The following is a 14,238-nucleotide window of genomic DNA, read 5'->3' as shown; positions in this document are numbered from 1 at the left end:
ATCACTTCGTTCCGTTACAATAGCATTATTGTTCATCGTATACACGGTGCGGACGGAATGCGTGAGAAACGATCACAGCAAACGTTCGATGGGACGACGCGACGGGGGTTCCTGGGGAGCGTGGGGGCGCTGGTGGCCGCGGCCGGGTACTCCGGGACCGTGGCGGCCGACGACGCCGCGCGGGTAGCCAACGACGCGGACGACCCGGTTCAGACGATCGCGTCGCCGGACGGGTCGATCGCGGTCACGGTCGACGTCGGCGACGGGGTCCCGACCTACGAGGTCGCGCGCGACGGGACGACCTACGTGGAGCCGTCGACGCTCGGGTTCGACTTCGGCAATCAGGCGGCGTTCGGAGCGAGCGCCGCCGGCGAGGCCGGCCCCGTGGCGGTGACGGGAACGATCCGAGCGGTCTCGACCGAGGCGTGGGAGCCGGTGTGGGGCGCGACCGACGAGGTCGCCGCCGAGTACAACGCCCTCAGCGTCGGCCTCACGGACGCGGCGGCCGACGACGACGGAGACGGCGGCCGGACGGCGACGCTTCAGGTCCGCGTCTTCGACGACGGGGTCGGCCTCCGAGTCGTCCTCGGCGAGGGGTTCGCGAGCAATCAGGGGCGGGCGGTGGTCGTTTCTGAGAACACCGGCGTCGACTTCGCGGACGACTACACCGCGTGGTGGATCGAAAACAGGGTGACGAACCCGCGGTTCGAACAGGAGTACGCGGAGACGCCGCTCTCGGAGATTCCCGGCGGGAGCGAGGACCGGCGGCCGACGGGCACGCCGATGCGGCGCGGCGCGCACACGCCGCTCACGGTCGACGCCGGCGACGCGTACCTCAGCGTCCACGAGGCGAACCTCGACGACTACGCGGCCGCGACGCTCGCGCCGCGCGACGACGGCGGCGGGACCGCGTTCGCGACCGAACTCACGCCGCTGCCGGAGGGGAGCAAGGCGTCGCTGGAGCCGCCGGCGGCGACGCCGTGGCGAACGATCCAGGTCGCCGACCGCCCGGGCGAGTTGATCGAGTCGCAGTTGGTCCCGCTGCTCTCCGACCCGCTCGACGAGGAGGCGCTCCCGGCGGGAGCGGGCGGTGAGCCGGACACCGACTGGATCGAGCCCCGCAAGTACGTCGGAATCTGGTGGACGATGATCGCGGGGCAGGCGAACTGGGAGTACAAGACCGACGACGAGGTCGCGGGCGGGGGCGGGAACCCCGCGGCCTACGTCCACGGCGCTCGCACCGAGCGGATGAAGCGGTACATGCGCTTCGCGAGCGAAAACGGGATCGACGGCGTCCTCGTCGAGGGGTGGAACGAGGGCTGGGACACCTACCCGGGGGACGGGAGCGGCTTCGGCTTCGGCGTCGACGACTCCTCCCCGGACTTCGACGTGCGCGAGGTGACCGACTTCGGTGCCGGGCTCACCGACCCGGTGGAGATGACGATCCACAACGAGACCGCGGGGAACCTCCCGGGGTACGAGTCCGCGATCCTCGACGAGGACGTCTTCGCGGGCTACGACGAGACGGGGATCAACTCGATCAAGAACGGCTACGTCTCGGACCCGGGCCTCGGCATCGACGGCGACGGCGCAGAGCCGACCCACAACCAGCACAACCAGCTCGCGGTGAACCACCACCGGCTGGTGATCCGCGAGGCGGCCGCGAACCGCCAGCTGCTGGAGATCCACGAGGGGATCAAGCCGACCGGCGAGATCCGCACCTACCCGAACGTGGCGAACCGCGAGGTCGTGAAGGCGCAGGAGTACGACGGGTTCGGCCAGCTCGGCTCGAACGTCGGCCGCGACCACCACGTCACGCTCCCGTTCACGCGGAACCTCGCCGGCCCCGTGAGCTTCCAGCCGGGCATCTTCGACCTCACCTTCGGCGACGACAGAGGCGACCAAGTCCAGACGACGCGGGCGAAACAGCTCGCGATGTACCCGACGTACCTCAGCGGCCTCCAGATGGCGGCCGACCGGATCGAGGGGTACGTCGACGAGACGTTCGAGGTGGGCGAGGGGCTCCACGCCGCCGCCGGCGACCGCGACGGGCTGGTCACCGACGACTCGTGGCGCGACGCCTTCGGCACCAACTTCGTCGCCGTCGACCCCAACCGCGCGCCGAGCGGGTCGTCGGTCGCCTATGAGGTCCGCGACGTTCCCGCGGCCGGGAGCTACGACCTCCACCTCCGGTACGCGAGCGACGGCGAGGAGAACGCCGGCCGCGTGATCGACGCCGGCGGGCCGCGGGCCACGCTGCGCGTCAACGATGAGACGCGGACGATCGAGCCGCCGTTCACCGACTACTGGGACGACTGGCGGGTGTTCACGACCGAGGTCGAACTGGCGGCCGGCGACAACGAGGTCGCGATCGAACTGGCGTACGACGACGGCGACGACGGGTTCGTCGGCGACGTGGGCGGGTTCAACCTCAACGCGGTCGCGGTCACCGAGGTCGGCGAACCGTCGCCGATTCCGGCCGAGTACGAGGGGTACGAGCCCGAAAACGAGAACTTCGACGCCGAAGCGGAGTTCGGGTTCATCGAGTCGGTCCCGGCCGCGGGCTGGGACGAGACCCGCGTCGTCGGCTCCGCGATCGGCGAGTACCTCGCGATCGCCCGCCGCCACGGCGACGAGTGGTTCCTCGGCGTCATGACCGACGGAAACGGCCGCGCGGTCGACGTGCCCCTCGACTTCCTCGCGCCCGGCAGTTCGGGCGACACGCCCGGCAGTTCGGGCGACACGCCGGGGCGAGGGAACGGGAAGTCCAAGAGCGGCGGGAACGGCAACGGCCGTGGAAACGGCAACGGCAACGGACGCGGAAACGAGAACGGCAACGGCCGTGGAAACGGCAACGGCAACGGTCGAAACGGTCCGAAGTACGTCGCCGAGATCTACTCCGACGCGCTCGGCGCTGGCGTCGACGCCGACCCGACCGGGGTCCGCATCGACGAGGCGGTCGTCGCGCCGGGGTCGACCCTACTGGCGTCGCTGGCTCCGAGCGGGGGCACCGCGGTCAGGCTGCGCCCGGCTCGGGGGCGCGGGATCAACCGGCTCCCCGAGTACGAGCGGCCGGAGCAGTCGATCGCCGTGTCGATCGCCGACGAGGCCGACCTCGGTGAGTCGTTCGTCACGGGGACCGGCTCCAACGACGCCGCCTTCGTCGGCGGGACCACCGTCGAGATTCTCGTCGACGGCGAGGTCGCCGCGCTCGATAACGTCCGGCTCCCGCCGAACGCCGACGGGGAAACGGTCGACCTCGGCTTCAGCATCTCGCGGATCGGGACGTTCGACGTGACGGTCCGCGAGGCCGACGGCGGGACGGAACTGGCGTCCGGGAGCGTGACGGTCGCCCCCGGCGACGTGGTCAGCGAGTTCACCGACCCGCGAGGCGACGACGACGGGCCCGGCGAGTACGTCTACCCGACGAACGGCGCGTTTCGGGAAGGTGCCTTCGACCTGCGCTCGTTCCGCGTGCTTGAGACGGACGAGGAGTACCGGTTCGCGTTCGAGGTCGAGAACCTGTACGACACGTTCGGCGGCGACTTCTCGCCGCACTACTTCCTCGCGTACCTGCGCGATCCCGAGGCGGACGGCGGGCGGGCGGAACCGCTCGACGACCTCGGACTGGCAGCCGAGTTCGACGATCCGTGGCAGTACCGGGTCGACGCGAGCGGCTTCGGGAGGGGGATCACCGACGCCGACGGAGCGAATCTCGGCACGCCGGAGGTGTTCGCCAGTTTCGACGCGGACACGGCGGTCGTCTCGATACCGAAGTCGGCGGTCGGGGGCGACCTCTCCGAGTGGGAGGTGCTACCGGTCGTCGGCTCGGAGGACCGCGGCGGTCTGCGGGCGGTGGCGGTCGACGCCGGGGACTTCGTCTTCGGCGGTGCCCGCGAGGGCGCGGCGGACAACGCGCCACGCGTCATCGACCTGATCACGCCCGACGGCGTCTCGCAGGCGGACGCGCTCGACTACGGCCCCGACTCGCTGGCGTCGCTGCCGTTCACGCCGCTGTAGGGAATAAAGAGGAGGTCCGGGAGCGGACGAGTGGGTGCGGGGTCGGCCCGCGGCGCTCAGAAGTGGTTCGCGGACTCGGTCTCGTGTTTGAGTTCGCCGCCGCGGCCGCCCTCGACGGTGGACGCGCCGTTGTCGCCGGAGGAGGCGGTCCGCACCGTCACGTCGTCGACCTCATCGAAGTCCATGATCAGGTCGCGGCGGATGTTGTCGGCGGTGATGTTCGAGATGCCGCAGCCGGAGCAGGTGCCGCCGAGTTCGACGACGACCTCGCCGGTGTCGGGGTCCGCCTCGCGCACGACGCTCGTGCCGCCGTGCATCTGGATGATCGGCATCTGTCCGACCATCCACCGCTCGACCCGGTCCGCGAGGCTCTCGTCGCTCTCGTCGCTCATTGTCACTCCTTCGCCCCCGACGGTATGGAAAGTTGCGGTTTAGGAGCCGCGATCGAGAAGGAAAGGAACTGTGTCATCGTCGATGAGACGGGAACGCGCCCGGACGGGCCGCGAGCGGTCGCGGCGGCCGCGGCGGTCGCGACCGTCGCAACGGGCACGAGGCCGCTATCGGTCGCGATCGTCGCCTCTCTCTGGCGATTCCTCCGACTGGCTCGGGAGCCGCGTCGGGTCGGCGGCGTCGCCGCCGCGCATCGAGTCGTCGCGTTCGAGCAGGTACAGGAGCGGGCCGAACGCGGTCAACACGAGGACGCCGGGCAGGGGCGCGTCGGGGACGAGGATCGCCGTGACGACGCTCGCGCCGCCGGTGAGGACGACGAGCGCGGCCCACAGCGCCGGCGTCCCGAGGTCGACGCCGACGCGGACGGCGTCGCGATAGACGGCCGCGGCGATCAGGGCGACGGCGACGCCGCCGCCGCCGGCGACGAGCGCCGTAGTGAGGGTCATGCGATCGGTTGGTGCGAGACGCGAAAAAGGGTGTCGCGAGCGGGCGCGGGCCGGGAAACGAGTACGGGAGTGCGGAGCGCTGAGGAGCTACGGCGCTTCGCCGGTCTCGATGCTGAAGGAGTCGCGGGGGTACGCGACGCAGGTGAGCGTGTAGCCGTCGTCGATCTCGGCCTCCTCGAGCATCTGCTGGTTGTCGTGTTCGACGAAGTCCTCGGAGGGACCGTCCGCGATCTGCCCGGCACAGGAGACGCACTGTCCCTGCCGGCAGGCGTACGGGAGGTCCCACCCCTCGTCTTCGCCCTGTTCGAGGATGGGCTGGTCGTTCGACAGTTCGACCGTCTCGCCCTGCTTGACGAACTCGACCTCGAAGTACTCGACCTCGTCTTCGGGGATGTCGCCGGGGCCGGAGCTGACGGTGCCGCCCTCTTCGAGTTCGCCCTCCTCGCCGTCGCCGCCGGCGGGGATCGCGCCCGCGCCGCCACCGCCGCCGCCGACCGCGCGGTTGCCGGGTTCCGGGAACTCCGTCTCCGGGACCGCGGACGCGCGGTGTTCGAGCACTTCCTCGGAGATGTCGGTCGTGGGTTCCCACCCCGTCCCCTTCACCGAGGTGATGAGGACGATGAGCAGCGTCGCGACCGTCGCGAGCGCGATCGCGGGCAGGCTCACGATCCTCGTGATCGCCACGATCGCCAGTGGGCCAAGCATACGAGCCGATAAGGAGAGGTGGTTTAAGGCCGTTTTGATCGGTCCAACGGTGCGAGACCGGTTTCGCGGGGCGAAGCGGGCGGTCGCCCCGGCGGGGGGCCGCGGAGCGGTCCATTTATCGGCCGAGCGGCCGACGAGGCGCTCATGGAAGTGAAATCCCGGCACCACCTCCGGAGCGACGAGATCACGGCGATCCGCGAGGCGGTCGCCGACCACCTCGGGGTCGACATCGACGGCGACACGTTCGAGTTCGTCGAGTTCGTCGACGCCGGCTACGAACTCGTCTTGGTCGACGGCGATCCGGCGGTGTTCTACGTCGACGACGACGAGCCGTTCCTCACCGTCCGCGGCGCGAACGACTTCGACCCGGAGACGGGGGTCGTCACCGTCGACGCCGGCGCTATCTCGTTCGTCTCCGACGGCGCGGACGTGATGCGGCCGGGCATCGTCGAGGCCGACCCGGAGATCCGCGAGAGCGACCTCGTCGTCGTCGCCGAGGAGACCCACGGGAAGGTGCTGGCCGTCGGCCGCGCGCTGGTCGACGGCGACGAGATGGTCGGCGACAGCGGCAAGGTCGTCGAGTCGATCCACCACGTCGGCGACGACCTCTACGAGTTCTCCGTCTGAGCGGGCGGGCTACTCCGTTTTTAACCGCCGCGAGCGACGGCGACGATTACTTATAACTGAACACACTGTGCGGTGGCGCGCGCCTGCGAGCGGCCGCCGAAGGCGGCCGCGAGTAGCGCCGCGCGAGGTCGCCGGCGCTACGCGCCGGCTGCCAGAGGGACCTTCCGGTCCCCCGCTGGAGTCGGCCGCGACGGGGGCGACCGAAGGGAGCCCGACGGACGCGGCCGACGAGGCTGGGGAGGCGTGAGGTGCGGTGCTGCTGCGGGCGGGACTCGAAGGGGCAGTCGCGAGGCGGTGTCCGTGTCGATCAGCAGTTTATAAGCGAGCACGCACAGTCGATCGACCGAGACGTTGACCACGGTTCCGTACACGCTCCGCGTCTTTTAATCGCCTCGCCCGCGACGCACGACGTAATGACCGCGATTCGGGTGCTGAGCTACAACGTCCGCTACGCCAACCGCGGCGACCACCACGACGCTTGGCACGACCGCCGCGACGCGGTCGGGCGACTGGTCCGCTTCCACCGGCCCGACATCGCCGCCTTCCAAGAGCCGCTCCCGGGCCAGCGCCGGGACCTCCGCGAGCGGCTCCCGGGGTACGAGTTCGTCGGACGCGGCCGGGAGGCGGACGGCGAGGGGGAGGGCTGTCCCGTCGCGGTCCGGAGCGACCGCTGGGAGGTCACCGAGAGCGACACGTTCTGGCTCTCCGAGACGCCCGCCGAGCCCTCGACCGGCTGGGACGCGTCCTACCCGCGGATCGCGACGTGGGCGCGGGTCGAGCGCGCGGCGACGGATCCCGACGGCGGCGACGCGCTCCTCGTCGTCAACACGCACTTCGACCACGTGAGCGCCCGCGCGCGGCGCGAGTCCGCGCGACTGCTCCGCGACCGGCTCCCGGAGAGAGCGACCGCGAGCGAAACGGAATCCGACGAAGCGGTCCCGGTCGTCCTCGTCGGCGACCTCAACTGTACGCCGGGCTCCGAGCCGCATCGGATCCTCGTGGGCGACGACGGCGACAACGAAGACACCGCGGAGCCGGCCGACGAGGACGCGCTCACCCTCCGCGACGCGGCGGCGGCCGCCGACCTCCGTCACGGCCCGGAAACGAGCCTCACCGACTTCGCTCGGCTGATCGACGGCCGGCGGATCGACCACGCGCTCGTCTCGCCGGAGCTATCGGTCGAGGCGTTTGCCACGCTCGCGGACCGAGACGACCGGGGGCGATACCCCTCCGACCACCTGCCGATCCTCGCGCGGCTGTCGCTGTAGGCCGCTCCGCCCGTCCTCCGCCGACGACTACTCGTCGCCTTCGCCGATCACTCGTCGTCCCCTTCTTCGGCGTACTTCTCCAGGATAGTCTCGTAGCCGCGCTTGGCCGTCTCGTACGTCTCGCGGAGGTCGGCAACGGGCGTCTCGCTCGCGTCGACGCGGAGGTCGTTGTAGTACGGGTCGTCGGCCTCCGCCTCGGTGTTCTCGACGATCAGCGCCGCGGACTGGACCTCGAGGTCCTCGCGCTTGTCGCCGCCCGCGGCGTGGCCCGCGGCGAGGGCGTCGATCAGGCGCTCGGCGAGCGGCGCGTCGCCGTGCGCGTCCGACTCGTAGGCGGCGGCGGTGTCCTCGATCACGTCCTCGCCGGTCAGGAGGTTGCCCGCCACGGTGTAGTTTTCCCCCTCCAGGTGCCCGTACCAGTCGTTACACTCGTCGCCGGAGAAGGCGAACGTCCCGTCGGCGTCGACGCCGTGGAGCTGGCGCTCGGCGCTCCCCTCGTCGGCGTTTAAGAGTGCCCGTAGGGCGTCGTCGACCGCGAGCCCGTCGCCGAGGTACTCGATCCCCTTCCACCCCAGTTCGACGTTGACGAGCGACTGGGTCGCCACTGCCCCGTCCGACGACGCGAACGGGCAGAGCGTGCCCACGCCCGGCAGTCGGGTGGTCACCGCCACGCCGAACCGGATCTGGTCGTCGCCGTCCTCGTCGGTGTACCGCTCGCGAACGCAGATGCTGAACGTCACACCCGTACTGCGGCGGCGACCCGCAAAAGGGTGGGTTCCGGGGCCGATGGTTCCGGTTTCACCAAGACGGTCCTCGTCCCGCGAACGGCGGCGCGCGCGAGCCGTTCCGGCGGGGCGGGCGGCCACCCCCGCCGTCGATCTCACGAACCTCGAATAAACCCGGCCGACGGACCGTCAGCGATCGGGGCGGATCCGGCGACGGCGGCGGCGGCGATCGGGTCGTGTCGGATGTCAACCGCCGATATACTTATCCAAGTGACTCGTCATATTATAAAACGGGATCGAAGCCACGCGGGTAGGAAGCGCGTTGCTGGTCCCTGAGAACTATCAGCCTGAAGGTCAAGATCGAGCTGAGTAGCGGAGCGGCTATGCTCCTCTACCTGCTCGTCACGCAGCTGTAACAAAGCAGCTGCTTGGTGGTATAGCTAGCGTGGCCTGTACTGGCCACGCGAGTAGGAAGCGCATTTTTTTAAATGGACTCTCTACGCTTGTAAGTTGCGAATTGCCGAGTTTTTCTCTATAGGTTTTGATAACAAATTTATTGATCGATCTTGATCAAATCACGAGTGGATTGATCAATATACTCCGTTTAGACTTTCGATCCGAGTATTCAATCGGCTTGACTGTCAGTGCGCCGTCGGCGCTGTCGTCGAACGCGGCGTGTTCGTTAACCAACTCTCCATCATCATCGACGAGATTCCAGTCGCAAAACTTCTTTTTTTGGGATAGTCACCCCGTCGCTGCCATTTCCGAGGTCTCAAACATTTTGAATATCGCAGTAAATCCGCTCTTACGTACAAATTCGGGTTTATCGGATCCTCGGTGTTAATTCTCTCATCACAGTTATACCAACAAATGTGGATTTGTAGAACTCCTACAGTTCGATTTTAAGTACACCATGTTCGGTGTGACGCAGGTTGGAAGTGTGCGCCGGCTGTGAGCGGCGACACTAACGACGATGACGACGATCCGCCCAGATACAAATCCTCCGGGCGACGCGCGCGGGCCGTTCCGGGGGGACGGCCGGCCACCCCCGCCGTCGATCTCACGAACCTTACATAAATCCGGTCAACGGACCGTCACCGATCGGGGTGGATCCGACGACAGCGACGGGAGCGACCGAATCGTGTCGGATGTCAACTGGCGATATACTTATCCGTGTCAATCCCTCCCACATATATAGCCTCGGATACGGGCGAGGCGACCACCGGACCGACGCACACGCCGACGACGCGCTGCTCGCGGCTCGACGAGTTGTTGACACGCGCACGGAGAGCGACCGCTCTGTCGGCCGCGTCGGCCGGAGACGCCGCCCGGACCTCCGAGCGAACGTGATACGATGGCAGACACCACCGCGGAACGACACACGCTCGAACGGCTCAGCGAGGAGTACCGGACGGAGGTCCCCGACGACCTCAGAGCGGCGCGATCGTTCGACTGGTACCTCGACGCGCTGTACGACGACCCGCGGATCGCGCGGAACGCCCACCAGCGCGTCGCGGACATGTTCGACCACTACGGGACCCACTACGACGACGAGCGCGGCGTCGTCGAGTACGCGCTCGCCGCCGAGGACCCGCTTCACGACGGCGAGAACGTCTTCTACGGCCGCGAGGTCCACGAGGCGATCCACGAGTTCGTCAACAAGGTGAAGTCCGGCGCTCGCGGGCTCGGTCCCGAAAAGCGGATCAAGCTCCTGCTCGGGCCGGTCGGCTCCGGGAAGTCGCACTTCGATTACCTCGTGCGCCGCTACTTCGAGGCGTACACCCGCGAGGACGCGGGCCGGATGTACACCTTCCGCTGGGTCGACCTCTGTTCGGTGATCGACGACCAGGACCCCGACGACGACACGGTCCGGTCGCCGATGAGCCAAGACCCGCTCGTACTGCTCCCGAAAGAGCAGCGACAGGACGTCATCGACGACCTCAACGAGCGGCTCGACGCGCCCTACACGCTGCGGAACGACCAGCACCCGGACCCGGCCTCGGAGTTCTACCTGAACGAACTGCTCGCGCACTACGACGACGACCTCGAACGCGTCCTCGACGAGCACGTCGAGGTCGTCCGGCTGGTCGCCGACGAGAACCGCCGCGAGTGCATCGAGACGTTCGAGCCGAAGGACAAGAAGAACCAGGACGAGACGGAGCTGACCGGCGACGTCAACTACGCGAAACTCGCCGTCTACGGCGAGTCCGACCCGCGCGCGTTCGACTACGCCGGCGCGTTCTGCAACGCTAATCGTGGGCTGTTCTCCGGCGAGGAGCTGTTGAAACTCCAGCGGGAGTTCCTCTACGACTTCCTCCACGCCTCTCAGGAGTCGACGATCAAGCCGAAGAACAACCCCCGGATCGACATCGATCAGGTGATCGTCGGCCGGACGAACATGCCGGAGTACCGCGAGAAGACGGGCGACGAGAAGATGGAAGCGTTCAACGACCGCACCAAGCGGATCGACTACCCGTACGTGCTGGAGTACGAGTCGGAGGCGCGGATCTACGAGAAGATGCTCGCCAACGCCGACGTGCCCAACGTCCACGTCGAGCCGCACGCGCTGGAGATGGCCGGCCTCTTCGGCGTGCTCACTCGCCTCGAAGAGCCGACCGACGAGACGGTGACGCTCGTCGAGAAGGCGAAGGTGTACAACGGCGAACTCGAAGACGAGGAGATCGACGGGCGGAAGCTCCGCGAAGACGCCGCCGAGTCCGCCGACATCGGCGAGGGGATGGACGGGATCTCGGCGCGGTTCGTCGGCGACGAGATCGCCGAGGCGATCATGGACGCGACGCACCGCGAGCGCAGCCACCTCTCGCCGCTGTCCGTCTTCGACCACTTCGAGGCGAACCTCGGCGGGCACGGCTCGATCGCGGCCGACGACCTCGACCGCTACGAGCGGCTGCTCGACCGGGTCCGCGAGGAGTACCGCGAGCGCGCAATCGAAGACGTGCGGCACGCGTTAGCGTACGACGTCGACGAGCTCCGGCGACAGGGCGAGAAGTACATGGACCACGTGATGGCGTACATCGACGACGACACCGTCGACGACGAGCTGACCGGGAGAGAGAGCGAGCCGGACGAGACGTTCCTGCGCGCGGTCGAGGAGCAGCTCGACGTCCCCTCCGACCGCAAGGACGACTTCAGACAGGAGGTGTCGAACTGGGTCTCCCGGCGCGCCCGTGAGGGGCGCGGCTTCGACCCGCAGGAGAACGACCGGCTCCGGCGCGCCCTCGAACGGAAGCTGTGGGAGGACAAGAAGCACAACATCAACTTCTCCGCGCTGGTGTCCGCGACCGACCTCGACGACGAGGACCGGAGCGCGTGGGTCGACGCCTTGGTCGACCGCGGCTACTCCGAGGACGGCGCGGCCGAGGTGCTGGAGTACGCGGGCGCGGCGGTCGCGCGCTCGGAGATCGAGGACGGCGGGGACTGAGATGAGCGACCGCACCCGATCCGACGGCGAGTCGTTCGTCGCCGCGGCCGACGAGCGGCTCCGCGGGGCGTACGACCCGCCGATGAGCCTCGAATCGTACGTCGACCGCGTGTTGGAACACCCGACCGCGGCCGCCTCCGGGGCGGGGTACCTCCTCGCGGCCGTCGAGGCGTACGGCACCCGGGAGGTCCGCGAGCGCGGCGAGACGCTCGACCGCTACCGCTTCTTCGACGACCCGGCGAACGACGGCGAACACGCCGTGTTGGGCAACACCCGCGCGCTCAACGCGTTCGTCGACGACCTCCGCGCGGCCGCCGCCGGGCGGGGGAACGACGAGACGATAGTCTGGATCGACGGCCCCACGGCGACCGGAAAGTCGGAGTTCAAGCGGTGCCTGGTCAACGGGCTCCGCGCGTTCTCGAAGACCGACGCCGGCCGGCGGTACACCGTCGAGTGGAACGTCGGGGGCGCGGGGAGTGGGGCCGGGGGCGGGACCGGCTCGGCGTCGCTGTCGTACGGCGACGGCGGCGACGCGGGCGAGTGGTACCGCAGTCCGGTCCAGACGCATCCCCTGTCGGTGTTCCCCGAGTCCGTCCGGGAGTCGATCGCCGACGCGGTCGACGCCGACGCCTACCCGATCGCCGCCGACGTGGACCTCGACCCGTTCAGCCGCGAGGCGTACGACCACCTCGAGTCCGCCTACCGGGAGCGAGAGCGGCGCGACCTCTTCTCGGCGATCACCGACCGCGACCACCTGCGCGTGACGAGCTACGTCGTCGACGTTGGGCGCGGGATCGGCGTCCTCCACGCCGAGGACGACGGGACGGCGAAAGAGCGGCTCGTCGGCTCGTGGATGGGCGGGATGCTGCGGGAGCTCGACTCGCGCGGCCGGAAGAACCCGCAGGCGTTCAGCTACGACGGCGTGCTCTCGCAGGGGAACGGGGTCGCCACCGTCGTCGAGGACGCGAGCCAGCACCCGGACCTGCTCCGGCGGCTGCTCAACGTCCCGGACGAGCGCCGGGTGAAACTGGACAAGGGGATCGGGATGGACTTAGATACCCAGCTGATCGTCATCTCGAACCCCGACCTCGACGCGGAGCTCGACCGGCACGCCGAGCGGGGCGACGCCGACCCGCTGAAGGCGCTGAAACGTCGGCTCTCGAAGCACGAGTTCCGGTACCTCACGAACCGCCGGCTGGAGGCGCGGCTGCTCCGCCGCGAGATCGCCGGCGCGACGGCGGTCGGCGGCGTCGAGGGGAACGGAGCCGGAGGCGGCGTCGAGAGCGGCGCGGGGTCGCGCGCGAGCGGTGCCCATCCCGGCGCGAGCGGCCCGAACGCCGACGGCGACGACCCGGGCGCGGCCCCGCTGACGGTCGAGGTCCGGGAGTCCGACGGGAGCGTCGTCGAGCGCGAGATCGCCCCCCACGCGGTCGGGGCGGCGGCGCTGTACGCGGTCGTCACGCGGCTCGACGCCGACGACCTGCCCGGCGACCTCGACCTGATCGAGACCGCGACGCTGTACGAGACCGGCGAGGTCCGGAGCGGCGACGACGCGGTCACCGTCGCGGACGTCGACCTCGCCGAGGGGGACGGCCGCAACGGGATCCCCGTCACCTACGCCCGCGACGCGATCGCCGACCTGCTCGCGACGACCGCCGACCGGAGCCACCCCGACCTCCCCGTCGAGCGCGTGGTCACGCCGACGGACGTGCTCGCGGCGCTCGCCGACGGCCTCGCCGACGCCCCCGTCTTCTCGCGGGCGGAGGCCGCGGAGTTCGAGGGGCGGCGCGGGCCGGTCGCCTCGCGGATTCGCGAGCGGCAGCGCGAGGACGTGATCGACGCGATTCTCGCGGCGGAGACCGTCCCCGCCGAGACGGTCGCCGAGTACGTCGAGCACGTGTACGCGTGGGACGACGCGGACCCGACGGCGCGCGGCCGCGACGACGAGCCGCCGGACCCGCTCGTCATGAAGGTGTTCGAGACGGAGGCGCTCGGACGGTTCGACGAGGGCGACTACCGCGGGACCGAGCCGGGCCGCGACGTCGAGCGCTTCCGGCGCGAGCGCGTCATCCGCGGGCTCACGCGCTACGCGTGGCGCAACCGCGACGACGCGTTCAACCTCGACGAGGTCGATCTCGGGGAGGTTCCCGAACTGGAGTCGGTGATCGACGCCAACGACCTCGCCGACGTGAAGCGCCGGTTCCCCGACCTCGACCCGGCGGCGTGGCCGGACCCGCCCGAGGACACCGAGACGGCGCGGGTGAAGGCCGAAGCGATCGACCGCCTGTGCGAGCGCGGCTACAGCCGCGCGTCCGCGGAGCTGACGAGCCGCGCCGTGATGGAGGACGTGCGCGAGGAGTGGGCCGAGGTCGGCGACGCGGCGGGCGGCGGCGAGAGGCAGGACGACGGCGGTCCGAACGGAGGTGAGAGTCCGTGGGACTGACCGAGGACCGCGAGCGGTTCCGGGAGGTCGGTGAGACGCGCCGCGAGGATCTCTCCGAGTTCATCAGTCACGGCGACCTCGGCGGCTCCGGCCCCGACCGGATCCGGATCCC

General features: G+C 69.4%; 10 protein-coding genes. 6 read left to right on the top strand and 4 right to left on the bottom strand.

Going from position 1 to position 14,238, the window contains the following annotated elements:
• The first annotated feature begins 120 nt into the window (after positions 1 to 120).
• Entirely contained in the window at positions 121 to 4,020 is a 3,900-nt protein-coding gene (locus tag C472_RS07515; RefSeq protein ID WP_006629218.1) for a glycoside hydrolase family 97 catalytic domain-containing protein, read from the top strand.
• A gap of 56 nt (positions 4,021 to 4,076) precedes the next feature.
• Here C472_RS07515 and C472_RS07510 read toward each other — a convergent pair whose 3' ends face one another.
• From C472_RS07510 to C472_RS07500, 3 genes are all read right to left on the bottom strand, one after another.
• The gene (locus C472_RS07510) at positions 4,077 to 4,412 is read right to left on the bottom strand and encodes a NifU family protein (protein WP_006629217.1); all 336 of its coding nucleotides are present in this window, start codon (positions 4,410 to 4,412) and stop codon (positions 4,077 to 4,079) included.
• 165 nt (positions 4,413 to 4,577) lie between these two features.
• Entirely contained in the window at positions 4,578 to 4,916 is a 339-nt protein-coding gene (locus tag C472_RS07505) for a hypothetical protein (protein ID WP_006629216.1), read from the bottom strand.
• Positions 4,917 to 5,003: 87 nt separating this feature from the next.
• Entirely contained in the window at positions 5,004 to 5,621 is a 618-nt protein-coding gene (locus C472_RS07500) for a 2Fe-2S iron-sulfur cluster-binding protein (RefSeq protein WP_006629215.1), read from the bottom strand.
• A 144-nt stretch (positions 5,622 to 5,765) separates the two neighbouring features.
• Between C472_RS07500 and C472_RS07495 the strand changes: the two genes are divergently transcribed.
• On the top strand, positions 5,766 to 6,248 hold the full coding sequence (locus tag C472_RS07495; protein ID WP_006629214.1) for an RNA-binding protein: 483 nt from the start codon (positions 5,766 to 5,768) through the stop codon (positions 6,246 to 6,248).
• Positions 6,249 to 6,661: 413 nt separating this feature from the next.
• A complete protein-coding gene (locus C472_RS07490) occupies positions 6,662 to 7,516 on the top strand; it encodes an endonuclease/exonuclease/phosphatase family protein (protein ID WP_006629213.1) in 855 nt (284 codons plus the stop codon).
• A gap of 47 nt (positions 7,517 to 7,563) precedes the next feature.
• On the opposite strand, the gene C472_RS07485 is transcribed toward C472_RS07490, so the two are convergent.
• The gene (locus C472_RS07485) at positions 7,564 to 8,256 is read right to left on the bottom strand and encodes a DUF1028 domain-containing protein (protein WP_006629212.1); all 693 of its coding nucleotides are present in this window, start codon (positions 8,254 to 8,256) and stop codon (positions 7,564 to 7,566) included.
• A gap of 1,339 nt (positions 8,257 to 9,595) precedes the next feature.
• On the opposite strand from C472_RS07485, the gene C472_RS07480 reads away from it, so the two are divergent.
• The 3 genes from C472_RS07480 to C472_RS17780 form a co-directional block, all read left to right on the top strand.
• On the top strand, positions 9,596 to 11,683 hold the full coding sequence (locus tag C472_RS07480; RefSeq protein WP_006629211.1) for a PrkA family serine protein kinase: 2,088 nt from the start codon (positions 9,596 to 9,598) through the stop codon (positions 11,681 to 11,683).
• 1 nt (position 11,684) lies between these two features.
• Positions 11,685 to 14,126: a serine protein kinase PrkA gene (locus C472_RS07475; protein ID WP_006629210.1), complete on the top strand. Its 2,442-nt coding sequence runs from the start codon at positions 11,685 to 11,687 to the stop codon at positions 14,124 to 14,126.
• The coding region (locus tag C472_RS17780) for a DUF444 family protein (RefSeq protein WP_006629209.1) at positions 14,117 to 14,238 on the top strand (122 nt) is incomplete at its 3' end. The genes C472_RS07475 and C472_RS17780, both read left to right, overlap by 10 nt.

Source organism: Halorubrum tebenquichense DSM 14210 (genome assembly GCF_000337415.1).
GTDB lineage: Archaea > Halobacteriota > Halobacteria > Halobacteriales > Haloferacaceae > Halorubrum > Halorubrum tebenquichense.
This window is presented reverse-complemented; position numbering and strand designations above follow the sequence as displayed.